The sequence below is a fragment of the Staphylococcus sp. HMSC034G07 genome, from assembly GCF_001835975.1.
Classification (GTDB): domain Bacteria; phylum Bacillota; class Bacilli; order Staphylococcales; family Staphylococcaceae; genus Staphylococcus; species Staphylococcus ureilyticus.
The window spans coordinates 35,540-60,744 of the sequence record NZ_KV826600.1; the positions used below are offsets into that span (position 1 = coordinate 35,540).

At 33.2% G+C, this 25,205-nt stretch carries 22 protein-coding genes, 2 pseudogenes and 1 riboswitch; of the genes and pseudogenes, 9 read left to right on the plus strand and 15 right to left on the minus strand.

The features are described 5' to 3' along the window. Positions 1–65: 65 nt before the first annotated feature. The 4 genes and pseudogenes from HMPREF2586_RS04585 to HMPREF2586_RS04600 form a co-directional block, all read right to left on the minus strand. Entirely contained in the window at positions 66–305 is a 240-nt protein-coding gene (locus HMPREF2586_RS04585; protein ID WP_046207038.1) for a hypothetical protein, read from the minus strand. Positions 306–735: 430 nt separating this feature from the next. Continuing rightward, positions 736–1,347, minus strand: a complete 612-nt coding sequence (locus tag HMPREF2586_RS04590; protein ID WP_164987249.1) for a stage II sporulation protein M — start codon at positions 1,345–1,347, stop codon at positions 736–738. A gap of 71 nt (positions 1,348–1,418) precedes the next feature. Further along, positions 1,419–1,612, minus strand: a pseudogene (locus HMPREF2586_RS13030) (hypothetical protein). 640 nt (positions 1,613–2,252) lie between these two features. Beyond that, the gene (locus tag HMPREF2586_RS04600) at positions 2,253–2,795 is read right to left on the minus strand and encodes a hypothetical protein (protein ID WP_070658212.1); all 543 of its coding nucleotides are present in this window, start codon (positions 2,793–2,795) and stop codon (positions 2,253–2,255) included. 254 nt (positions 2,796–3,049) lie between these two features. On the opposite strand from HMPREF2586_RS04600, the gene HMPREF2586_RS04605 reads away from it, so the two are divergent. Further along, a complete protein-coding gene (locus HMPREF2586_RS04605) occupies positions 3,050–3,658 on the plus strand; it encodes a stage II sporulation protein M (protein WP_070658210.1) in 609 nt (202 codons plus the stop codon). A gap of 37 nt (positions 3,659–3,695) precedes the next feature. Here the strand turns inward: HMPREF2586_RS04605 and HMPREF2586_RS04610 are convergent. From HMPREF2586_RS04610 to xpt, 5 genes and pseudogenes are all read right to left on the minus strand, one after another. Further along, positions 3,696–4,097, minus strand: a pseudogene (locus HMPREF2586_RS04610) (terminase small subunit); the annotation flags it as partial. A 199-nt stretch (positions 4,098–4,296) separates the two neighbouring features. After that, the gene (guaA, locus tag HMPREF2586_RS04615; RefSeq protein WP_019469906.1) at positions 4,297–5,838 is read right to left on the minus strand and encodes a glutamine-hydrolyzing GMP synthase; all 1,542 of its coding nucleotides are present in this window, start codon (positions 5,836–5,838) and stop codon (positions 4,297–4,299) included. 21 nt (positions 5,839–5,859) lie between these two features. Continuing rightward, positions 5,860–7,326 carry an IMP dehydrogenase gene (guaB, locus tag HMPREF2586_RS04620; RefSeq protein WP_064209623.1) on the minus strand — a complete coding sequence of 489 codons (1,467 nt, stop codon included), beginning with the start codon at positions 7,324–7,326 and terminating at the stop codon, positions 5,860–5,862. A 37-nt stretch (positions 7,327–7,363) separates the two neighbouring features. Then, positions 7,364–8,632: a xanthine permease PbuX gene (pbuX, locus tag HMPREF2586_RS04625; protein ID WP_064209624.1), complete on the minus strand. Its 1,269-nt coding sequence runs from the start codon at positions 8,630–8,632 to the stop codon at positions 7,364–7,366. Continuing rightward, complete coding sequence (gene xpt / locus HMPREF2586_RS04630; protein ID WP_046207046.1) at positions 8,629–9,210, minus strand: xanthine phosphoribosyltransferase; 582 nt, start codon at positions 9,208–9,210, stop codon at positions 8,629–8,631. Before xpt ends, pbuX begins: the two co-directional genes overlap by 4 nt. Positions 9,211–9,425: 215 nt before the next feature. Then, a riboswitch (purine riboswitch) is annotated at positions 9,426–9,528 on the minus strand. Positions 9,529–9,754: 226 nt separating this feature from the next. Between xpt and HMPREF2586_RS04635 the strand changes: the two genes are divergently transcribed. The 4 genes from HMPREF2586_RS04635 to HMPREF2586_RS04650 all read left to right on the plus strand — a co-directional run bounded on the left by HMPREF2586_RS04635 (position 9,755) and on the right by HMPREF2586_RS04650 (position 14,146). Beyond that, entirely contained in the window at positions 9,755–10,168 is a 414-nt protein-coding gene (locus tag HMPREF2586_RS04635; RefSeq protein WP_046207047.1) for a general stress protein, read from the plus strand. 258 nt (positions 10,169–10,426) lie between these two features. Next, complete coding sequence (locus HMPREF2586_RS04640) at positions 10,427–11,092, plus strand: hypothetical protein (RefSeq protein ID WP_070658209.1); 666 nt, start codon at positions 10,427–10,429, stop codon at positions 11,090–11,092. Positions 11,093–11,213: 121 nt separating this feature from the next. Next, complete coding sequence (locus HMPREF2586_RS04645) at positions 11,214–12,242, plus strand: hypothetical protein (protein ID WP_070812651.1); 1,029 nt, start codon at positions 11,214–11,216, stop codon at positions 12,240–12,242. Positions 12,243–12,763: 521 nt separating this feature from the next. Continuing rightward, positions 12,764–14,146, plus strand: a complete 1,383-nt coding sequence (locus HMPREF2586_RS04650) for an L-cystine transporter (protein WP_046207050.1) — start codon at positions 12,764–12,766, stop codon at positions 14,144–14,146. Between the two features lie 130 nt (positions 14,147–14,276). On the opposite strand, the gene HMPREF2586_RS12965 is transcribed toward HMPREF2586_RS04650, so the two are convergent. The 6 genes from HMPREF2586_RS12965 to nfsA all read right to left on the minus strand — a co-directional run bounded on the left by HMPREF2586_RS12965 (position 14,277) and on the right by nfsA (position 19,118). Then, a complete protein-coding gene (locus HMPREF2586_RS12965) occupies positions 14,277–14,456 on the minus strand; it encodes a hypothetical protein (RefSeq protein ID WP_071562246.1) in 180 nt (59 codons plus the stop codon). A 91-nt stretch (positions 14,457–14,547) separates the two neighbouring features. Continuing rightward, a complete protein-coding gene (gene sdaAA / locus HMPREF2586_RS04655; RefSeq protein ID WP_046207051.1) occupies positions 14,548–15,438 on the minus strand; it encodes an L-serine ammonia-lyase, iron-sulfur-dependent, subunit alpha in 891 nt (296 codons plus the stop codon). 12 nt (positions 15,439–15,450) lie between these two features. Then, the gene (gene sdaAB, locus HMPREF2586_RS04660; RefSeq protein WP_070658207.1) at positions 15,451–16,128 is read right to left on the minus strand and encodes an L-serine ammonia-lyase, iron-sulfur-dependent subunit beta; all 678 of its coding nucleotides are present in this window, start codon (positions 16,126–16,128) and stop codon (positions 15,451–15,453) included. A gap of 12 nt (positions 16,129–16,140) precedes the next feature. Continuing rightward, on the minus strand, positions 16,141–17,175 hold the full coding sequence (locus HMPREF2586_RS04665) for a PTS sugar transporter subunit IIC (RefSeq protein ID WP_070658206.1): 1,035 nt from the start codon (positions 17,173–17,175) through the stop codon (positions 16,141–16,143). A 545-nt stretch (positions 17,176–17,720) separates the two neighbouring features. Beyond that, complete coding sequence (locus HMPREF2586_RS04670; protein WP_070658237.1) at positions 17,721–18,287, minus strand: hypothetical protein; 567 nt, start codon at positions 18,285–18,287, stop codon at positions 17,721–17,723. Between the two features lie 75 nt (positions 18,288–18,362). Then, positions 18,363–19,118, minus strand: coding sequence for an oxygen-insensitive NADPH nitroreductase (gene nfsA / locus HMPREF2586_RS04675; protein WP_046207054.1), 756 nt, complete (start codon positions 19,116–19,118; stop codon positions 18,363–18,365). A gap of 397 nt (positions 19,119–19,515) precedes the next feature. On the opposite strand from nfsA, the gene HMPREF2586_RS04680 reads away from it, so the two are divergent. From HMPREF2586_RS04680 to ahpF, 4 genes are all read left to right on the plus strand, one after another. Then, a complete protein-coding gene (locus HMPREF2586_RS04680; RefSeq protein WP_070658204.1) occupies positions 19,516–21,507 on the plus strand; it encodes a catalase in 1,992 nt (663 codons plus the stop codon). A 299-nt stretch (positions 21,508–21,806) separates the two neighbouring features. Continuing rightward, positions 21,807–22,157 (plus strand): helix-turn-helix domain-containing protein, encoded by a 351-nt coding sequence (locus tag HMPREF2586_RS04685; RefSeq protein ID WP_070658202.1) that lies wholly within the window; start codon positions 21,807–21,809, stop codon positions 22,155–22,157. A gap of 700 nt (positions 22,158–22,857) precedes the next feature. Further along, the gene (gene ahpC, locus HMPREF2586_RS04690; protein WP_046207057.1) at positions 22,858–23,427 is read left to right on the plus strand and encodes an alkyl hydroperoxide reductase subunit C; all 570 of its coding nucleotides are present in this window, start codon (positions 22,858–22,860) and stop codon (positions 23,425–23,427) included. A gap of 16 nt (positions 23,428–23,443) precedes the next feature. Then, complete coding sequence (gene ahpF / locus HMPREF2586_RS04695) at positions 23,444–24,967, plus strand: alkyl hydroperoxide reductase subunit F (protein ID WP_046207058.1); 1,524 nt, start codon at positions 23,444–23,446, stop codon at positions 24,965–24,967. Positions 24,968–25,205: the final 238 nt, after the last annotated feature.

The following is a 25,205-nucleotide window of genomic DNA, read 5'->3' on the forward strand; positions in this document are numbered from 1 at the left end:
AAAATAAAATAGGGCAAGCACATTATGGTACTGATCTTAGTATCAATACAAGAGAAAACTCCTTTCTAAAAGAACAAAATCTCTATTAAACCTAAAATAAACAAAACTGCACCTACTGATAAGTAAAGAACTTCAGTTTTTCCTTCTTTTTTAGTTTCAATCCAATAATTTAAGATAAGTATTAAACCTACAACGGATAAAGAAAAAGGAAAATTTATAAGACCTGTTAAATCCAATATTGTTAATATGGAAGTTACTATAATTAATAAAATCAATATATTAGATATAACATTTAAACTCTTCATTACAACACCTCATTTTTCAAACATTCACATTGTTATTTTTTCCAATTCCTTTATTAACGTTGATCTTCAGAACTGTTTACAATTAATAATTTTTTCGTATAAACATATATTCTATTTTTTATCTTTAAACTTTTTAAGCACAAAGGAAAATGGTGTCATAACGAATGCAAAAAATGATGAAGAAATTAGATTTGCATACATATCAAATTCAATTGGTAATACTAAATCCAATAGGGATTTCAAAACAAAAAATGAAACCAAAAAATATATAAAGGACAAAAATATCTTCAAAATACAACCCCTTTTTAGCAAACTTTATTTCAGTCTAATTAATCTAAATTCTAATATAAATATAACAAAAATAGGGTGAGCAGATAAGTGTTTGCCCATTGCATGTCCACTCCTCAAATCAAAGGTAACGGGTTAAATATTAAAATAATGATAATAAAAAACCATACCAAAGAGGTGAAACATAAGTTTCCATTATTGCTGCTAGTAATACAATTGGTAAATAATAAAGAATATAGCTTTTAATACTGTCAATTAATATTATGTAAATTGGTTTCATTTTAATAGGTTTTTTTCTGAATAAATTCATTAACTTACTAATAATAACTTTGTTAATAACATAAAGTATTGAAAGCATTAAGCTTGAACTATAAATTTCAATTAATAGATGCGGCAAAAATCCAAGAAACAGCCTTATTCCATCCGTGAAATTATATGCAAAGTGTATGCCAATTAACATACCTAATGAAAAAACAGTTGATAGCATATTCAAATAATATAAAAATGGTATTGGTATAATAGCAAGTATCAGCATTATGAAAGGTAAAATGAACCCATTATTAAAAAAATATGTAAATAAACCTACTAGTTTAAATTTGTGCTCGTCATTTATACTAGCTTTTGAAAAATCGCTAAAATCATCTATCATCAAGCCAAGAATGTAAAATATGAAAATAATTGCTACAGTTATACCTACAGTAAATATGAAAAATTTATTAGCCCTTTTCATAAAACTTTTTTCAATGGATAACATAATCTTCTCCTTATATTTTATGTAGTTCATAACAAACCGTATACTAACATACTATTAATAAAACAAACCTTTTATAATCTTCGGTCATTTCTAAATTTCATAGACTTAACAACTAAATAAACTACATTTACTCCCATTACAAGAACATAAGGTATTAATATAAATAAATTTTCTAATTGTGAGATGAAAATAAGTCCGAGTAAGAAAATACATTTAACATAGTTGGCATAATAAATCCTTGATCTAGTTCACCCTTCCTTTTCAAATCAATAACACTCCTTTGTGATATTAAAATCAATTTATTACTGATTGTATAATATTTGATATTAACACATAAAAATAGGGCGAGCACATAAGTGCCTGCCCGAGCAGTTTTGAATTAACTATAAAAATAGTTAGAGTGATTTCATAAAATAACACAATTATAAATAAGAAGGTGATATTTTAATTTGTGAAGCGTCCCCGAAGGAACCCTAAGGGATAAAGTTCTGGAGGAACTTCATGCACAATTATATTATACGCAATTAAATAGTGCGATAATATTTACAGTATCTTAATACTACTCATTTGATTTAGTCTTATTGATTTTCAAAATAGTAAAGATAACTACGATAGTTATCGTAACGAGGTCAAATGATCTTGTAAAAGCTTCCCCTAATTCTTTATTTTGCCAGAAATAGCGAATGATAAATAAAAGTGTTGAGTGAATGAATAGTATTATAAACATATATATCATGGATTTATTCAAAATCATACATATAATAATCATCATTGTAACTGCAATTATAGTGAGTAGTAACATTACTACATAAGGTGCAGACATATTTATTTCTCCTTATTTAAATAAATAGCTAAGAATGCCATACCTATACAAAACCACATACCGAATATTGCTATCCACATAACTAATCCACCTTTTCTATATATTCCAATAATACATTCCCAATTAAAACAACTATAGCAATATCTGCTAGTATAATTGGTATGTTAAATGGTACTGAGAAATTTAATAATAAAGTCCCTATGTAAAAAATAGCTATAGCAATAAAAAACTGTATTACAACATGAAAGAATTTATGCCCCCTCATTTTCATGAAAAATAGTCCTACAAACAATACAAAAAGTAATGATAAATATAATGTAATACCAGTTAAACCCATTAACTCTTCTGATTGGAAGTTAATATGAAAGAATGGTATAAAAGTTAACATCCTATTTATGAATAACAGAATACCGCAAAAGACTATAATACCAACGAAATGAATACCTAAACTCTTAATGAATAATAATAATTTATTTTCTGATTTCTTAGAACCAATCGATATAAACAAATCTATTATAGCAGCTAACACAATTATTAATATAAATACTATTAAATAAAATTGGGAATACTCTCCCATAAAAAGGTCAATAAAAAAGCCTAGAACATCGTACAATCCACTTAACATAGCTTCCTCCTTATACTTTTCTTTTTTAATAATATTGAGTGTAACTCACAGGTATATTAACATAATCAAAAAACAACTTATATTGTCCATACATATAAATTGAGTTAATAAATGTAACAATAACAAAACCACCTAACAGAACTGATACTGATGGGTTGAAGTTATAGCACTTTATTTGAACAACCTATAAATTTCAATAAATATTTGATAGTGTGATATTAGTTATATAAACAATCTTTATTAATGGAGGAAACATGCTTAAAATTTATGATGCTACTTATATCAAAAGAACATTAAGCTTTTTAGCTATAACATTATTGATTTTTATCATCACTTTTATTCTGGCTATTATATTTAGTCCTTCTACTGAAACCATTAAAAACATATTTAATGGTATACCTAAAAATGTGGCCAATGCAGAAGGTTTACAAAAAGTTTGGGAATATATATTAAACAATGGCTTTAGAGTTCCTTTTCAAATGCTGATACTAGCTATCATTCCAATTCCTTTTTTATATTATTTAAATATAATCAGTACAACAATTTCTCCTGCTATAGCTTTAGGATTTGCAGTTAACTTTGATAATTATAAAGGAATTATGCTAACCATATCTACAATCCCTCACTTCTTGATAGAAATATTAGCATTTTGCTTTGTTGCTAGTAGCCTATTCAAATTAAATCAATCTATTATCAGAAAGATTAGCAATCTTTTAAGAAAAAACAAGAAACAGAATGTTTCTATCAAACTAGCAATAACTAATTTAATAAAAATTTACATTTTTATTGCTTTACCTTTATTTATAGGAGCAGCATTCGTCGAAAACTATTTATCAAAATTAATACTTGATTTACTCACTTAAAATAACAAGCCCACTATCATTGATAATGGGCTTATTTCTAATCTTCCAATGGAACATCATCTATAATTTTAGTTCTATTAGGGCATTTCTTATCCATTTCCTCTTCTGCTTCATCATCCCACTCACCTACATTAATGATTACCGGTGTATCACCAGTGAGTTCATGCTTATCTGTAAATAGTGTGTGGTATTTGCCAAGTAGATCACGTGCTTTTAAACGATCACTAATCTTAATAGGTACTTCCACCATCTCAACACTTTCGTTGTATATGATATTGTACTTTCCTGTATCTGGGTTCTTAACATACTCACCACGTTTGGTGACTACTTCTTTTAGTTCAGTTTCTTCCCCTACTGCTGCATTAGATAATAAATGTAGTATCTCATTCGCAGAAAGCACATCATTATCAATAATCTTATTTTTATCTTCATAGTTATAGTTGTGCTATTTTTCATTCTTAAATAGGTTATAACCTTATATATGAGCATTTTGCTACCTGAATCATTCCTTTGATGATAATTGTCTTACATATACTGTTTTTAGATAAGTATACACAAATTATTCTTCTCTTTACTTCCCCCTTTAACCACAAAAAACCCCTCAAGCCTATGCTTAAGGGGGTTCATCATTCTATATATTATTCCCACTCGATGGTACTTGGGGGCTTAGATGTAATATCATAGACAACACGGTTCACGTGGTCTACTTCATTAACAATTCTGCTTGAAATTTTTTGTAAGACTTCCCAATCAATACGCGCAAAGTCACTTGTCATACCATCAATGGATGTCACTGCGCGAATACCAACAGTATGATCATACGTCCGGTAGTCTCCCATGACACCTACAGATTGAATACCAGGTAACACTGTGAAGTATTGCCATATATCGCGTTCAAGACCTTCTTCACGAATGACTTGTCTTAAAATCGCATCTGATTCGCGTACGATTTCAAGTTTATCTTCTGTAATTTCACCCAGCACACGAATACCTAAACCTGGACCTGGGAAAGGCTGTCTCCATACTAAGTGTTCTGGAATACCTAATTCGATACCTAATTCACGTACCTCATCTTTGAATAATGTATTAATAGGTTCAATTAATTGGAATTCCATATCTTCAGGCAATCCGCCTACATTATGATGTGATTTAATCGTTTGTGCTGTTTTTGTACCTGATTCAATAACGTCTGTATACAATGTACCTTGCGCTAAGAAATCTACACCTTTTAGCTTAGATGCTTCATCATCAAAGACATAAACGAATTCATTACCAATGATTTTACGTTTTTGTTCCGGATCTGACACACCTTGCAATTTGTTCATAAAACGTTCTTGAGCATCGACACGAATGATGTTCATGTTGAAGCCCTCACCAAATTGTTCCATAACCATGTCGCCTTCACCTTTACGTAATAAACCATGGTCTACGAAAATACATGTTAATTGGTCACCAATCGCTTTGTGTAATAATACAGCAACAACAGATGAGTCTACACCACCACTCATTGCACATAGCACCTTGCGATCACCAACAAGTTCGCGGATTTTTTCAACTTCAATATCAATAAAGTTTTCCATTGACCATTCACCAGTACATTCACACACACGACGTACGAAGTTACGTAATAAATCGTTACCAAATTCAGTATGACGTACTTCAGGATGGAATTGAACACCATAGATACGGCGTGATTTATCTTCAATTGCTGCATAGTTTGTGCTTGGACTATCTGCAATCACTTCAAAACCTTCTGGGATTTCGATCACTTTATCTGAATGACTCATCCAAACATTTTGTTCTTCAGGAAGTCCGAAGAATAATTCATCCGTTTTCGCATTAATCACTGCTTTACCGTATTCTCTTTCATTGGCACGTTCAACTTTCCCGCCTAACAATTTAGTTGTTAATTGCATACCATAACAAATACCTAGAATAGGAATACCTAAATTGTAAATTTCTGGGTCTATCGTAAAAGAGTTCTCTTCATATACTGAATTTGGTCCTCCTGAAAGGATAATCCCTTTCGGATTCATGCGTTTAATTTCTTCAATGCTGATTTCATGGTCGTGCAGTTCACTATACACACCCATTTCACGTATACGACGTGTAATTAATTGGTTATATTGGCTACCAAAATCTAAAACAAGTATGAGCTCTTGCTCTTTCGCCATTTCCATAACTTTAAATCTCCTTTTAACTTAGAATGAATAATTTGGTGATTCTTTAGTAATTTGCACATCATGTGGGTGACTTTCTGCTAATCCAGCAGGTCCCATACGTGTAAATTGTGCTTCTTCTCTTAATGCTTCTAAGTTTCTTGAACCAGTGTAACCCATACCTGATCTCACACCGCCCATAAGTTGGTAAATCGTATCTTGTAATGGACCTTTATAAGCAATACGACCTTCAATACCTTCAGGCACGAATTTTTTAGGGGCTTTATCTTCTTGGAAGTAACGATCGTTAGAACCACTTTCCATTGCGCCTAATGAACCCATACCTCTGTATACTTTATATTGTCTACCTTGGAATACTTCTGTTGCGCCAGGGCTTTCTTCAGTACCTGCAAGTAAGCTTCCTAACATCACAGCGTGTCCACCAGCTGCCAATGCTTTGATGATGTCTCCTGAGAATTTAATACCACCATCAGCAATAATAGCTTTTCCATGTTTACGTGCTTCTGTTGCACAGTCATACACGGCTGTAATTTGTGGCACACCTACACCAGCAACAACACGAGTCGTACAAATTGAGCCAGGTCCAATACCTACTTTGACAACATCTGCACCAGCTTCGTATAAAGCTTTAGTACCTGCAGCAGTCGCAACATTTCCGGCAACTAATGTCACTTGTGGGAATTTTTCTTTAATGTGTTTAACCTGTTCTAAAACACCTTTAGAATGTCCATGAGCTGTATCAATAACTAAGGCATCTACACCCGCTTCAACTAATTTTTCAGCGCGAATATCTGTATCTTTTGCAATACCAATTGCTGCTCCAACTAGCAATCTGCCAAGTTTGTCTTTAGCAGAATTTGGGAATTCAAGTACTTTTTCAATGTCTTTGATTGTGATTAAACCTTCTAATTTACCATCTTTAACTAACGGTAATTTTTCTATCTTATGTTGCTGTAATAGTTCTTCAGCTTCATCTAAAGTAGTGCCTACAGGTGCTGTAATTAAGTTTTCTTTAGTCATAACATCTGAAATCTTAATAGAAAAATCTTCAATAAAACGTAAATCACGGTTTGTTAAAATACCGACTAATGTTCTTTCTTCTTCATTGTTAACAATAGGTACACCTGAAATACGATATTTGCCCATTAATGCCTCTGCTTCATATACACTTTCTTCTGGCGTTAAGAAGAATGGGTTTGAAATAACACCATTTTCTGAGCGTTTAACTTTTTGAACTTCATCTGCTTGATCTTCAATATTCATATTTTTATGAATGACACCTAGGCCACCTTGTCTAGCCATTGAGATTGCCATTTTAGATTCAGTTACAGTATCCATACCTGCTGAAATAACAGGGATATTTAATTTAATACCTTCTGATAATTGAACGCTCAAGTCTACTTCTTTCGGCAATACATCTGATTCTGCTGGTAACAATAACACATCATCAAAAGTTAAAGATTCTTTTTCAAACTTATTTTCCCACATATGAATACAGCCTCCTAATATTTGTTTTATAGCTCCATTATTCCATAGTTTCTATGTTTTGTTGATTCTTAATGCCGTTAAAAAAGAAATTCAAAACAATTGCTGAAATCGCACCGAGTACAATACCATTTTGAGTTAACCATGCGAATTGGTCTCCTAAAGCTTGAAACGCTTGTGGTACTGCACTTATACCCGTTCCTAGTCCAACTGATACCGCGATTACCAATAAATTATTTTGATTTTTGAAATTAATATTACCTAATATACTAACACCATATGCCATAACCATGCCAAACATTGCTATCATTGCGCCACCTAATACTGGTAGTGGAATCATATTTGCTAAAGCACCTAATTTAGGAATACAACCACAAATAATGAGCAAGATAACCATGCCATAGATAACTTTGTTCTTTTTAGCACCAGATAATGATACTAAGCCTACATTTTGAGAATAAGCAGTATACGGGAATGCATTAAAAATAGATCCTAAGATAATCGCAAGACCTTCAGCTGTATAACCTTTACGAAAATCTTTTCTTTCCAATTTCTTACCTGTAATTTCACTTAATGCATGGTAAACACCTGTTGATTCTATCAGACTGACTAACGCAACAATAAAGAATACTAAAGTTGCGCCAAAATCAAAGCTGAATGTTGAAAATCTAAATGGTTGTGGTAACGAAAACCAATGTGCTTCACCAACTTGTTTCACATCAACAATGCCAAATATTGACGCTAATACTGTACCTACAATTAAGCCAATCAATATGGCAATAGATTTTAAGAAACCTGTTGTAAAACGTTGCACAATTAATATGACTATTAATGTAATTACACCAAGTAAGATGTTTTTGACATCACCAAAATTTTTAGCACCTTCTCCACCTGCTAAATAATTCATCGCTACTGGCATCAAATTGATACCTATAATTGTAACGACACTACCTGTTACAACTGGTGGAAAGAATTTAACTAAATATGAAAAGAATGGAGCAATGATGACAACCAATATACCTGATAAGAAAAGGGAACCATATAAATCACCTATGCCTTTGGTTTGCCCGATTAAAATCATCGGCGCAACGGCAGTAAATGTACAACCTAAGACGATAGGCAATCCGGTGCCTGTGCCTTTCCAAACTTGTAAAAATGTGGCTACACCACACATAAAAATATCAACAGTGACTAAGAAGGCAATTTGTTCTGGAGTAAAATCTAAGCTTGTCCCTACAATAATTGGTACGAGTATGGCGCCTGCATACATCGCCAATAGATGTTGTAAACTTAAGATAAATGTCTTCATGATTGTTCCTCAACAAATGTCACTTTATTTCCACTTAGAGAAGCAACTTTACATAAAGACGATACTTTCAACCCTGCTGTTTCTAAACGTTCTCTGCCTGGTTGGAAGCTCTTTTCAACTACAATACCTACGCCAACAGTTTCAGCATTGGCTTGTTGAACAATTTCATTTAAGCCTAATGATGCATCACCATTAGCTAAAAAATCATCAACAATTAATACGCGATCATTTTCGTCTAAAAATTCATCTGAAACCACTACAGTACTCGTCGTATTTTTAGTGAATGAATGGATATCAGCTTGATATGTATTTTTCGTTAACGTGCTAGGCTTTGCTTTTTTAGCAAATAAGCATGGTACATCAAAATGCATTGCTGCCATGATTGCTGGTGCAATACCAGATGCTTCAATCGTTAATACTTTAGTAATCCCTTCATTTTTAAATTGATTATAAAACGTTAGTCCTACGTCGTGCATCAGCTTTGCGTCTATTTGATGATTTAAAAACCCATCTACCTTCAAAATCTTCTCATCAATGACGACACCGTCTGCCTCAACTTTCCGTTTTAACAAGTCCACTCAAAAAACCTCCTCATTTTTTATACAAAAAAAATCCTAAACTAACTTAGTTTCAGGATCTATGAGTGAACGTGCAATACTATAAAGAACTGATAGCCTTCAACATTCATTTCCCTAATTATGTAGAAATTGAAAACACGACAATTGTTTTAGAAGAATATATTAATCACTTCATTTCCCAGATCAAACTCTAAAACGATTGAAGTTGAATGCTTTGTATTGTATTGGTTACCCATAGTCATGTCGTTAATGGCAACATGGTAGAAACTTCTAGAGCCATATTCTCTAGATTATATGAGTTAGATAAATTATTAACTGATGATAGCAAATTTCGGCATGATTTTCAACACGAATATTATAAGTAAGCGCTTTAAAGAAGGAGATTTATTAATAATCAATTATGTTAGTAACCGCTTTCTTTACTTTTAAATCAAGATTGTCAGATACGCCACTTCATTATATAATAAATATATATTCGTTTTACCTAGTAGTTAATAGGGAAAGTATTAGATAAACAATAGAAAAGTGGACGGAGGGACAGTTAATGGCTGATTTTACAATCGTACAAAGTAAAGACGAAATACTACCAACTATCCAGCAAAAATTGTCAGAAGGATATGTTGAATCTGAAATTTCAGTAATTAGTAAGACAAAACTTCATTTTGACGAATTACATGATTCTGAAGTAAACCTAACAGCAACGAGTGGCTCATTCAGTGACAAAATGGCTAAAATTTTAACTGGCGAAGACGGTGAAGAAACTGTTTTAGCTTATTATGATATTAGCGATGATGATAAAGAACGTTATAAAAAAGAGATCCTTGATAATAACTATCTCGTGATTGCAACTAAAGATAACTCTTCTCATGAAGAAGTACAAGAAGCAAATGCTGCATATACAAGTAGTGCTATTAAAGATAAGCATTACGCAGAAGAAACAGATGGACCAAAATCCTAATCTACGCTCAAGTAAAGTGTGATTTATACTATTATTTTAATAAGATCACAAAATACTTTCACATAGCTACTTAACATTATAGACTACCTTTATAAGGAGCGAACGCAGGAAATCACTTTGTATTTTGTGGTTTCTGTCTCGCTCCTATTTTATTCCTTTTATAAATGACCCATAGAATATTTTTATAAATTATTTCCACTGATTTCCATTTATTTACTATGTTATAATAAACGCATTATTATTGGGGGGCATCTATTCATGGATTTTAAGACTATCAAATCAATTGATGATCCATTATTTAAAGCAGCATTAAAACTATATGATGGACAATTCGACATTGATTTATCTGAAGATGAACAAATATTTAAACAATCTTTAAAAAATGAACATACCAAAGATGATTATATCTTTTTAGTAGGCTTACAGTCAGATAAAGTTGTTAGCTTAGCAACTGCACATTATGAAGCGACAACAAATTCTGCATTTTTAATCTATTTAATTGCAAATGACCAACCGGATCACGATGAATTAATTACAAATACTTTGGCACGTATAGAAAAGGAAATTAATTATTTATCCAATCAATTACATGAACACGATGTAAACTTTATTATGCTAGAAGTACCTAAAGAACCAGAACTTGTTTCAGAAGATGAGCAACAAGTGCTCAGTAACAGACGCGAGTTTTTATTTAGCCATGGTTTTGAAAGACAATATGATTTAGATTATCTAGCCCCAAATTTAGACGGATATTCAGAAGGATTACCTAAAGATTTGTTTATCAAATCTAATATAGAACTGACAAAAGACATATATGGGCCAAGTATTAAATCAAACTATATATTAAAGTATGTATTTGCGAACAGAATTTCTAGAAGTATTATTTACCCATTATTAGAAGAAATGGATTTACGTAAATCATAGTGTACACCACTTGAAATCACTGTTAAAACAGTTTAGACTAACATAGAGGTAAGACTGACGTTTCACTAACCGAAGACAAACGTCCGTATACATAAAATCACTTATGAAAGGACTCATTTCTATGTTAACTAAAGAATTTGCACAACGTGTTGAACTAAGTGAAAAGCAAGTCCGTAAAATCGTTCAACATTTAGAAGAACGCGGTTATCAACTTAGTAAAACCGAATACCGTGGCCGCGAAGCCACAGATTTCCAAGAAGAGGATATTGAACTCTTCCAAGATATTGCTGAAAAAGTGAAGCAGACAAATAGCTATGATTTAGCCTTCGAAGAACTTGAAAAGGAAAAAGATTTTCTACAGGTATTAGTCAAAGAGGATGACAACAACCTACCTTCAGATCAAAATGTGTCTTTACTCGTAGAAGATTTACGTACCGAAATTCAAAATATGCGTGACGAACGCCAAATGCTCGGACAAATGATTAATCAAGTGCACCAACAACAGCAAGAATTGCATAAAATGCAAGATCAAATTACATCTAAACTAGAAGAAAATACAGAATCACTGAAAGCAATTCAATCATCTACAGATGAAATTAAATCTACACAAAGTGTCATTCAGGATTCCCAAAAAGAACAAACAGAACTTGTGAAGTCTAATGTCGAATCTGAACGCGTGCATACAAATCAAAGTTCAATTAATAATGAAGCGAATGCATTCACTGAAAATACAACTGAGCAAGCAAATACGAAAGCAACACCTGAAAAAGCGACTGACACAGCAGATGCTCATACAAATACAGTTTCTGAAAATGTATCAACACAAACTGCCGATGAAGAAATCACACAAATTAGCGAACAACCTTCGACACAATCAGCAAATTCAGAAACTAAAAAGCAAGCTGCCGAAGTAAATTCAGCCGATAAAACAGATGACCAAATTGAACAAGACACACATAAAGAAACTTCTGAAGCTGAACAACAAACAGATCATAACAAAGAAACCGCATCAGCATCGTCTACTACAAATGAGCCAGACGCACAACAAGCAAACACGTCTCAAGAAACAACGTCATACGCTTCACCACTTGCTAAAGAAGAGCGCAAAGAAGAACGTAAAGGATTTTTCGCACGCCTCTTTAATTTATAAGTTAAAGATGATACCAAAGCCAAAAAGTCTTTGGTTAAAAAAACGTCAATTTCTATTGAAATCGTATAGAAATTGACGTTTTTTGTTTTGCATAAAATTTCACAGTTTGTGATATAGCTATTATTCAAAAATTACAGCGCTATTTTGACTTTACTAAGGTCACTTTAAACTATAATATTACTCGAATCGAAATTCGTATTAAAATATCTACCAGCTTTTCTAAATCCAAAATTGTGTTTACTTCATTATCTTCTTTTAATGGATTATTTAGTTTCTAAATCAAAAATTTTCCTTAATTTCATCCTAATTGAATTTCTATCTGATTTAGCCACAAACGCCTTGACACCATATTCTACCTAGATTTATAGCCCTTCCGATTCTGCTTCAAAAATAAAGTCATATAAATTTTATAATTTTTTTGAGTAATTGACTTGAATATTATTCGTTTTGCTACTATCCTTAGTATGCGTATCGGATTTAACAAAATAAATTAAATAAAAGAAAGTGTAGGTCTTGTTTTTATGTTATTAACAATTTTAAACATCATTATTTTTGCGGCCTTCCTTATCGGATTATATGTAATGGCAAGAAGACATGTTTCGTTTCCTAAACGTGTCTTTACAGCTTTAGGCATCGGGATTGTCTTTGGGATTGCTATTCATTTAATTTACGGTGTGGATTCAAAGGTCACTAAACAAACCACAGATTGGTTTAGTATAGTTGGAGATGGCTATATTTCATTCTTACAAATGATTGTTATACCTTTAATATTTATTTCAATCGTTTCCGCATTTACGAAAATTAATATTGGAGAAAAATTTGCTAAAATTGGCATCTATATCTTCATTTTCTTAATTGGGACTGTAGCAATTGCGGCAATTATCGGTATTATCTCAGCACTTGTCTTTGGCTTAGACGCATCTACGATTGATTTAGGTAGTGCCGAAAGCTCAAGAGGTAGTGAAATCGCAAGTCAAGCTAAGGATATGACAGCTAACACGCTACCACAACAAATCTTAGAATTATTACCAAGTAACCCATTCTTAGATTTCACTGGTCAGCGTACAACATCAACAATCGCTGTAGTGATCTTCGCTGCATTTGTTGGCTTTGCCTTCTTACGTGTAATGCGTAAACAACCTGAAAGTGGTCACTTACTTAAACGTGGTATCGATGCCGTTTATAATATCGTAATGGCAATTGTAACGTTTGTATTACGTCTAACTCCATACGGTATTTTAGCTATCATGGCGAATACAATCGCTACAAGTGATTTTGGTGCAATATGGACATTAGGAAAATTTGTAATCGCATCTTACGCGGCATTAATTGTAATGTATATCATTCACTTACTCATTGTAACTGGTATGGGACTGAACCCTGTTACATTTGTTAAGAAAACGTCTGAAGTATTGCTATTTGCATTTACTTCTCGTTCAAGTGCTGGTGCTTTACCACTCAATGTTCAAACTCAAAAAAATCGTTTAGGAGTGCCAGATGGTATTGCAAACTTCTCAGCTTCATTTGGTCTTTCTATTGGTCAAAACGGCTGTGCCGGCATTTATCCAGCAATGTTAGCAATCATGGTAGCACCGGCAGCTGGTGTCGAAGTTAATTTACAATTTATCTTATCTGTCATAGGCATTGTTGTGATTAGTTCATTTGGTGTAGCAGGTGTCGGTGGTGGCGCAACATTCGCATCTATCATTGTATTATCTACATTAAATTTACCTGTTGCATTGGCGGGTGTACTGATTTCAGTAGAACCACTTATCGATATGGGTCGTACTGCATTAAACGTTAACGACTCTATGCTTGCTGGTACAGGTACAGCTAAATTGACAAACAACTTAGATACTGACACTTATCATTCGAAAGAATACGGGGAAATCACAAGTTCATAATAAAAGACATCACTCACTATGAACTTCAGATATTTTTATAAATATAATTAAAGGTTGGAACGCTAGTCGTTCCAACCTTTTTTCATTTCTATACTTTTACTATATTATCAATTCAATTTTAATCATATTACTATTTTTGTCGTTTTATTGTTATCATCAGTTTTACGTAATTATAAATAAAGACAATAATCAAACTTAGCGATAATGATTTCAACAATAGGTTGACCCATGTACCGTTCGTAGTTAAGTAATACGTCACGATACTATTTATAACAAACACAATAAAAATAATCCCTAACTTCAGTAACATGTCTCCCCACCTCTTTTAATTTAGTTTAGTGGGAAACATGTATTTTTTCAATTTAATTTTTCAATACCTTCAATGGATATATCTTTACTTTTTAAGATTCAACACTTGTTTGTCCAAATATTTTTTTCTTTATTGCTTCTCCAGTTGGCGTTCCAGCTAGACCTCCCAGTCCAGTTTCTCTCAACGATGCCGGCAAGTTGCGTCCTACCCTATCCATCGCCTCTATCACTTCGTCTACTGGAATTCTACTTTTTATTCCAGCTAACGCTAAATCAGCTGAGATTAAACCATTGCCTGAACCAATAGCATTACGCATAACACAAGGTATTTCAACTAACCCTGCCACAGGGTCACAAACTAACCCTAATAAATTACTGATAGCTAATGCCATCGCATGACCACTTTCTTCAGGTGTTCCACCAAATATCTCAACTGCTGCAGCTGCTGCAATTGCTGAGGCTGATCCCACCTCTGCCTGACATCCACCAATAGCACCTGCCACACTTGCATTGTTTGCGATAATTTTGCCACATAGTGCTGCAGCAAATAAAAAGTCAATCATCTGCGCTTCTGTTAAACCGTGTGTTTTTTCTAACTTGAATAATATGCCTGGTATTGTACCTGATGACCCAGCAGTTGGTGTTGCACAAATAATACCCATCGCAGCATTCACTTCATTTGTCGATATTGCACCTTTTAAAGCTTCTACCATATCATGTCCAGATAAAGCATGGTAATCTTCATTATATCGATCTAGTTTCACTGCATCATGTCCAGTATAACCTGTCACACTTTTTACACCATCTCCAGAAAGTCCTTTTTCTAACGCTTCTCTCATAACATCAAGATTTTGTTTCATTAATGCACGAACTTCATCCCTTGAAATCCCTTTTAATTCCATCTCCTCATGAATCATCATTTCAGCAAATGTTGTGTTCTGTGCCACTGCATAATCTATAATTTCTCGCATTGAATGATACATATTGCCACTCCTCTAACAAATATATGAAAAATTTAATTCTTTATATTTCTCACGTAATTTACTTAAACTATCTAAATCTAAAGCTTTATTTAGATGTAATGCCAATAAACATTTGTCATTATTAATTGTTTTAATTTCTTCATTAATATCTACTTCATACTCAATCAAGTCATTAATCAAATGGTTAATTAAAGAAATATTAGCTTCTCCATCTATAACCAAAATAGGCAATGCATGATGCATGAGGATACAAAGCCCATCCACGTGGATACTTTTAATCTTAATTGTACCTCCACCAATTGAAATACCATTAATTTCTACATGTCTTCCATTACCATCTAATTTAATTAATGCGCAGTTCGGATGTTCACCCAAGCTAGCACTTGTTTCTTCTATAATTTCTATATCAATATTTTGTGCTTCCGCAAATGTGATAGCGTCTTTAATTCGCTCATCAAATGTGCTGAAACCCATTGACCCACCAATAATTGCTAAATCTGTTCCGTGACCCTTGTGCGTGGAGGCAAATGATTCATAATAATGAATCACAATCTTTTGAGGTTCAGACTGTAATACTGTTCGCGCAGCATTGCCTATTTTCACTGCACCTGCAGTGTGAGAACTAGATGGGCCCATCATAATTGGACCAATAACATCAAAAGCACTTTGATAATCTTGTTTTCTTGCCATTCTTCTCTCTCCTTAATTGGTCTGTTTTTTCATTCTAGGTAGATTGAAATTCAAGCTAGTCATATTAAATTTATTAATCATTTTTCCTATAACTAGACTTAATAAAATACTAGTAATTGATACCGTAATAATCGTAATCACAGATTTAATCGGGTCATTAAATCCAAACAATACAATAGCACCGGCAATTGGTGTCGCCATACCTGTCACGTTGATTACTAATCCACTAAATGTGACGATACATGCGTTTACAACACCAATAAGTGCATTGGTACCATAGAGTTGCAAAGGATACTTCGCAATAATATCTATTTGGGTTAATGGTTCAACTGCAACAGCGAAAGCTTTGGAAGCGTTACCTATTTTTAATTGTTTAAACATAATGAAATTGACAAATGAGCTACCTGTACATGTCAGTGCACCAATCGCCATAGGCAAACCAGTTAGTCCTAATAAGCTTGTTAATACCATGGAACTAAGCGGTGTCATACCTGTAACAGGAATAATAAGACCTAAAATAATTGCTAATACATAAGGATTGTTGTCACCAACAGCTGTCACGGCACTACCAATTTGTTTTAATAAAGCGATAACACCTGGGCTCATAATACTTGCAAGAAGGAAAGAAACAGCAGGAGCAAATAAAATTACAGTTATTAAATCTAAGCCCTCTGGGACTTTTTTTTCTAAAAATTTAATAGCAAATGAAACCAAATAAGCAGCTAAAAAAGCGGGTAATAATTTAAAATCGTGAAGTACTAAACCAACGATTACAGCAAAAACTGGCGAGACACCTAATTTTAAACAAGTAAGAAAACCGACTGCTACACCACTTAAACTACTGGCTAAGTCACCAATTTCCTGCAAAAACTTAATGTCAAAGACGCCACCAATGGCATAACTTAAAAATGCTTGTGGTAAGAATGTTGCACAGGCAGCACCCGACAATGCTTGTAGCCCTTTCTTACCATAAGGTGCAAAATTTAAAAATAACGTCATAGCTAACAATACAATGAGTAGCGTTCCTACACCTAAAATAATATCCATTTCCTCAAACCTCTTTCTATTTTTCATTGATATCTATCATTTTTTATTTCCAACCACATCATAAAACTTTGTGAAAACACTTACAATGGCAAAAAACAGACTTTTATGAAATATTTGTGAATAAATTCACAAAATAATGAATTTTATATAATATAATAATCCATTTGTTATATTGTTTGTTATATTAAGTTAATGAATTTGAGAAAGATAATAAGTTTTCACTAAAATAACCGTTCAATAGCTGCAATAATTTGAACAAATGACTGAATTGGTACTAATCTTGTGACTAAGTACTATCATTGTGTAACGAACTCCTAAATAACATAAAACAAAAACCGTCAATTTCTATTATCATTGCAATAGAAATTGACGGTTCTTTTTTAGACCAAAGTATTTATTTTACAAGTACTTAACATATGGACAGTTAAATTTAATGAAACAGTCGATTTAATTTTAAATTTTTCATTTTGATTGTTTTCCTTAACACTGACTGTCTTTACTTCTATTTTGTTAACAGAAAATTGATCCTCACTTTTAAATATTTATTATCTTGGTTTAAATGGACCCCAAGTAATTTTTTGTTTACTATCTAACGGAATGTTATCAATTGTATTCGAAACATCATCAAACCATTTTAAAAATGCAGGATTTTTGTCTAAATGCGCTTCAGCACTATCTTCGCTAATATCATGTAAATACCACGCCTTACTTTCAAATTCATATTGAATCTGTGAATATGCGAGCCGAGTTAAATTAACACTATCATATAAGCAGTTCACATGCTTCACGAGATTAGGTGCTTGTGAAATTAAACTATTTGATATTGTTCTTTTATAGGTTTGATTATCTAAATCATTCCACATTCTTAACTGGCCATCCATTTGAAAGAATATATCTATCGTAGAATCGTTTTCATTAAATGAAATAAGAATAAATATACGTTCTGCTGTGTGATCAACGGAATTAATAGCTCCAACAACTAACTTTTGGGCCAATTTCACCCAATAGGCTTGAGCTTCTTGAGGGGTTAGTTTACTGCTAGAAGAATAAATATATTGCTCTTTAGCTTTATGATTTCCATGCGTTTTCTTACCAAAAAATTTGTCAAACATGCTCAACATAACCAACCCCTTTCTATGATATGACCTTTCCATCATAAATGACACGCAACAGAAGTTGTCAGTGAATTATTTTTTAATAAAACCTGATTTATTCAATTGTTCTAACATATCTAGTCTCTGCTTAGCACTCATAAAATTAGAAATTTGTTCTGACCACGTTTCAGTACGTTCGCCATTTGTACGGGATTCATAATATTTACTTACAGTTTCATCGTAATCTGCTAATGTTTTACGTTGCGTTTCTTTATCACTGTCATATTTATTGTGATGGAAGATATTTTCAAGTGGTAAACGTGGTTTAGGATCTCCATTTTCGTCATCTGCTGGTAAGCCTAATGCCATACCAAATAATGGGAAAGTATGCTTAGGTAAGTCTAAAATTTCACGCACACGTTCAACATCGTTTCTCAATGACCCTAAATAAACCATGCCATAACCCATGTCCTCAGCTGCAGCAGCAATATTTTGTGCAACTAATGTCGCATCTATCGTACCGACCAACAAACCTTCTGCTGATTCAAATGATGTTGCCATATCTTTTTTAGTATTTTCATTAACGATTGCATGTCTGTAATAATCCATAACAAAGACAAATAAATAACCGTTTTCTACTACATAAGGTTGACCTGACACTTCTTTCAAGTCCTCTTTAACTTCAGGATCATCTATACCAATAATTGAATAAGCCTGTAAATAGCTTGACGTTGAAGCGCTTTGACCCGCTTCAATTAATTTTTTAATATGCTCCTCTGGAATAGGCTCTTGCTTAAAGTTTCTGACTGAATGGTGTTTTTTCAATAAGTTGTATACATAATCAGACATGTATTATCCGCTCCTCTTTTGTGTATGTGTTTATAGTATTTAGATGTTAACAAAGCTCACAGTGAATTGCTTGTTATTTGTTTACCCTTTTTTCACTCTTATTAAATGTTATCATCCTATTTAAATGTTGAATATTCCTAAAATATATAAACAAAATAAAACACGAATGTGATGCTTGTGTGCTTCAATTAAATAAATCATCTTGGCACATTATATATGTCAGAAATGGACACAAAAATACTTCTTAAATTTTTTCATATATTGCTATATAACCGCAAGTATATTTTCCTTTTGTAATATCTCCTGTTTTAAAAATAATAGTATTCAAAATTAATTCAAAATTGAAATGTTTTCCAAAACATAAATGTGGAATAATAATAATAAGGGGGTAATTCATTTGAGTAACAAAAAACAGGAACAATTAAAAAATGTAGAAAAAAACAATGACGATAAAGCAATGACGACGAATAATGGCGTTAAAGTAAGTGAAGATGAAAACACATTAACCGTTGGTGAACGTGGTCCTAGTTTATTAGAAGATTTCCATTTTAGAGAGAAAATTATGCACTTTGACCACGAGCGAATTCCTGAAAGAATCGTACATGCTCGCGGTTTTGGCGCTCACGGTGAATTTCAAGTTTACAAAGATTTATCTGAATACACTTCTGCAGACTTTTTAACACATCCTGAAAAGACTACCCCAGTGTTTGTCAGATTTTCAACTGTCCAAGGATCAAAAGGTTCTCCAGATACAGTAAGAGACGTGCGTGGTTTTGCTACAAAATTCTATACAGATGAAGGTATTTTTGATTTAGTAGGTAACGATATACCTGTTTTCTTTATACAGGACGCTATTAAATTTCCAGATTTAATTCACGCTGTTAAACCTGAACCACACAATGAAATGCCTCAAGGTGGGACTGCTCACGATACATTCTGGGACTTTTTCGCACAAAACCCAGAATCAACGCACACAACAGTTTGGGCTATGAGTGACAGAGGTATCCCTAAAAACTTTAGACAGATTGAAGGATTCGGCATCCATACCTTCCGCTTAGTTAATCGTGAGGGTCAATCCTATTTCGTAAAATTTCATTGGAAGCCAGTTCACGGTTTAGAATCATTAGTATGGGATGAGGCACAAATCTTATCCGGTAAAGATATTGACTTCCATCGCAAAGATTTATATGAATCAATTGAAAAAGGAGACTACCCTGAGTGGGAATTAGGCCTTCAAGTGATTCGACCAGAACAGGAATTTGATTTTGATTTTGATATTTTAGATCCAACAAAAATATGGCCAGAAGATGAAGTTCCAGTTGAAATTGTTGGTAAAATGACGTTAAATCAAAACGTATCTAATGTTTTTGATGAAACGGAACAAGCAGCGTTCCATCCTGGTCATATCGTGCCTGGCATTGATTTCTCTAACGATCCTCTATTACAAGGACGTTTATTCTCATATACGGATACTCAAATATCAAGATTAGGTGGACCAAACTTTAATCAAATACCAATTAATCGACCAGTTAATGAAGTACACAATAACCAAAGAGATGCTATGCATCAAATGAATGTCCATAAAGGACAAACGGCATATCACAACAATGCATTAAACAACAACGATCCCCACACAACACCTAAAGAAGAAGGCGGCTACGAACATTATCAAGAAAAAGTTGAAGGACGTAAAATACAAAAACGTAGTGAAAGCTTTAAAGATTATTACAGCCAAGCTAAACTTTATTTGAATAGTTTAACAAAGCCTGAATTCGACCATACTGTAGATGGATTTTCATTTGAAATTGGTAAATGTAAATCAGCTATGGTTAAACAAAATGCGGTGAATCAACTAAACAAAGTTGATCGCGCATTGGCAGAGCGCGTCTCAGCAAACGTAGGTGTTGAAGTGCCAGAAGAAAATGAAGAAGTACAAACTGATGCCAAAGATAGTAAGTTAACAATGGAAAAATTCGATATACCATTACCTGGACATTCTGTAGCAGTACTTGTGAACGGTGAGATAAATGAGGAAACATTAAAATCATATGCCAAAACATTTGCCGACAACAAACTCAACTATGCTTTTGTAGGCAAACAACCTAAAGATATCACTAAAGATTTCGGCATAACTGAAACGTATGATACTGCACACCCTACATTATTTGATAGTGTGTTTGTAATTTCAGATGGTGCAGAATTATCACCGGATGCAGAGGCATTTGCAGAACTCACATACAAACACAACAAACCGCTAGTTGTTAATCAAGCCGCATCAGAAAAATTATCAAATGCAAAACTAGACTTGAACGCACCCGGTGTATATATTTCAGATGATGCTCAAACGATTATTCAAGCATTTGAACGCGCAAGATATTGGGACAGATAAGCATATAAAATTAAAATAATATATCCCTACAACGATATATTTAATGATACAAGCAGACGAGATAGAAATTTTTCATTGTAATTTAATTTCTATCTCGTCTTTTTTATGTGAATATGGGTAAATACTTACTAAACATTTAAAGATTCAATTTACATCAAATTGATCTGATTTCATGCTATATTTATTTCAAAAACACCTTCAAATAGGTGTTTGCAACCTCGAGTTGCACACTAGTAAACGATTAAGTGCGTGACATTACATGGTGATACCGTTAATTTCAAATAAAAGGAGTGATAACTATGGAAATTGGACCACGTATCAAAGAACAACGCGAACTCAAAAATTGGTCGCAAGACGAACTTGCTGAAATATTAAATATTTCACGTCAAAGTATTTCAAAATGGGAACTGAATAAAGTCTATCCTAGTATTGATATGTTAATAAAAATGAGCGACCTATTCGACGTCTCATTAGATGAACTCATTAAAGGAGATAAAGCATTAAAAAAGACAATTATTGAAACCTATCAACAACCAATTTCTAATCAGAAAGATCGTCCTATGAATGTTTGGGAATTTCTATCTAACTTTTGGTGGTTATTCTTCCCTGTAGCGTTTATTATTTGGTGGATGGTACAGTCGTTTGTTTGATTATAAAATTGTTTATTAATATGATTATTTCACTTTTTTCAATGAACAACTCATAAGCTATTTTAAAAACTTAGGAATAGAAATGTAGCTAATAAATTATTTGTTATGCTTCTATTCTTAAGTTTTGAGTAGCATAAACAATTCACTTTTTAAATTCTCCTAAATTCCACAACCTAAAATAATCTCTTTATGTGATTCAATCATTTCATATACACCCATACACCTATTGTTAACATGGAACAATTTAGTAAATATCAAAATGCGGTGATAATGTTTTCCAATAAATCAATATACTTTCTTTAATATTTACTTATCATTACAAGTTCCAAAAACGGTAAATAAGTTCACAAATTTGTGATAATTTTTTATAAGCCTATCATATCAAACTTTCAATGCCTTCCTTCTCAATTCTTATGTTTAGTTGAGAATAGGATGGCTATTTATATAGTGTGAAAGAAAATACAAATAATGTATATGCTTTCATTTTCTTATGTAGCTTAACTAGTTTTATTGTCTTCTAACACAAATAGCGAGCACGATTTAAATCTATTGTGCTTTAAAGGTACTAATGTTGACGAAACAATAGCTACATGCAATAATAGTAATTGAAAGATTAGAATTATTATAATTAAGAAATTATGATAATCTGATTAAAAATATTTAAATTAACACTAAGTTATTAAATAGGAGGATGTTTTACATGTCTTTAATCAACAAGGAAATTTTACCATTTACAGCTAATGCTTATGATCCAAAGAAAGATGAGTTTTTCGAAGTTTCTGATGAAAACTTAAAAGGTTCTTGGAGTGTAGTTTGCTTCTACCCAGCAGACTTCTCATTCGTATGTCCTACTGAATTAGAAGATTTACAAAATCAGTATGATAAATTACAAGAATTAGGTGTAAACGTATATTCAGTTTCAACGGATACACACTTTGTACACAAAGCTTGGCATGATCATTCTGAAGCAATTAATAAAATTCAATATACAATGATTGGCGATCCTTCACAAACAATCACTCGTAATTTTGATGTATTAGATGAAGAGGTTGGCCTAGCTCAACGTGGTACATTTATCGTTGATCCTGATGGTGTTGTTCAAGCAGCTGAAATTAATGCGGACGGTATTGGCCGTGATGCAAGTACATTAGTACACAAAATTAAAGCAGCACAATATGTACGTCAACACCCAGGTGAAGTTTGCCCAGCTAAATGGGAAGAAGGTTCAGAAACATTACAACCTGGTCTTGACTTAGTAGGTAAAATCTAAGGAGGCATTGATTTGAATGCTTAATGATCAGCTAAAATCACAATTACAACAATTACTTCAATTAATGGAGGGTGATGTTGTACTACGCGCAAGTCTTGGTTCAGATGATAAATCGAAAGAACTAAAAGAGTTGCTAGATGAAGTTGCAGCAGCATCATCTCATATCACAATTGAAGAGAAAGACCTAAAACGTACACCAAGCTTTACAGTAGATAAACCTGACGCAGACACAGGGATTACATTTGCTGGTTTACCTATGGGTCACGAATTTAATTCACTTGTATTAGCTTTATTACAAGTCAGTGGTCGCGCACCTAAAGAAGAGCAATCTGTCATAGATCAAATTAAAGCTTTAGATCGCCCACTCAATTTTGAAACTTATATCAGTTTAACGTGTCAAAAATGCCCGGATGTCGTTCAAGCATTGAACTTAATGAGTTTATTAAATCCAAATATCACTCATACAATGATTGACGGTGCTATTTTCAGAGAGGAATCTGAAGATATTATGGCAGTGCCAGCTATCTATTTAGATGGTGAAGAATTTGGCAATGGACGCATGACTGTACAAGATATATTATCTGAACTAGGTAGTAAAGCAGACCCTTCGGAATTCAATGATAAAGATCCTTACGACGTGTTAATCGTTGGTGGTGGACCCGCAAGTGGTAGTGCCGCTATCTATACTGCACGTAAAGGATTACGCACTGGTATTGTTGCAGATCGCATTGGTGGTCAAGTCAACGATACTGCAACAATTGAAAACTTTATTACAGTTAAAGAAACGGATGGCCCTAAGTTCTCCTCTGCACTTGAAGATCATGTAAAGCAATATAATGTAGATACCATGACAGGTGTCAGAGCAAGTGATATTGAAAAAACAGACAATGGTATTATTGTCACTTTAGATAATGACGCTAAATTACAAAGTAAAACCGTGATTATTGCTACAGGTGCACGTTGGCGTAAGCTAGAAGTACCTGGTGAAGAAGCCCTTATCAATAAAGGGGTGGCATTCTGCCCGCACTGTGACGGACCTCTATTTGAAAATAAAAACGTTGCTGTTGTTGGTGGCGGTAACTCAGGTGTAGAAGCTGCAATAGACTTAGCAGGTATTGTAGAACATGTTACACTACTTGAGCGTAACGCTACCCTTAAAGCAGACGACGTATTACAAGAACGTTTAAGCTCTTTACCAAACGTTACAATTATCAAGAACGCACAAACAACTGAAGTTTTAGGTGAAGCTTCAGTGACGGGTCTTAAATATCAAGACAAATCAACTGGTGAAGACCACACTATAGAATTGGAAGGTATATTCGTACAAATCGGATTACTTCCAAATACAGAATGGTTAGATAACTATGTTGAGTTAAACCAAGCAAATGAAATAATCATTGATCGTACAAACGCTACAAGCATCCCAGGTATATTTGCTGCAGGCGATGTTACAGACGATCGTAATAAACAAATCATTATTTCAATGGGCGCTGGTGCAAATGCTGCATTAAATGCATTTGATTATATCATTCGACACTAATCACTTCCCTATTCAAATAGATGATAAAGGAGAACCAAATTTGGTTCTCCTTTTTTTGTTGTTTTCATTTCTAAGGAAAAGCAGTCGAATCTTGTTACACAAATATGAAACGTTTTCGCTCAAAGTTTCAAACTTTGTTCAAAAGATTGTGCGTTTAACTTTACGACATCTATATCAATCAATAGCTTGAAATGATAGTCTTAGGTTATAATTTCAAAAGCACATCAATTAATATAAA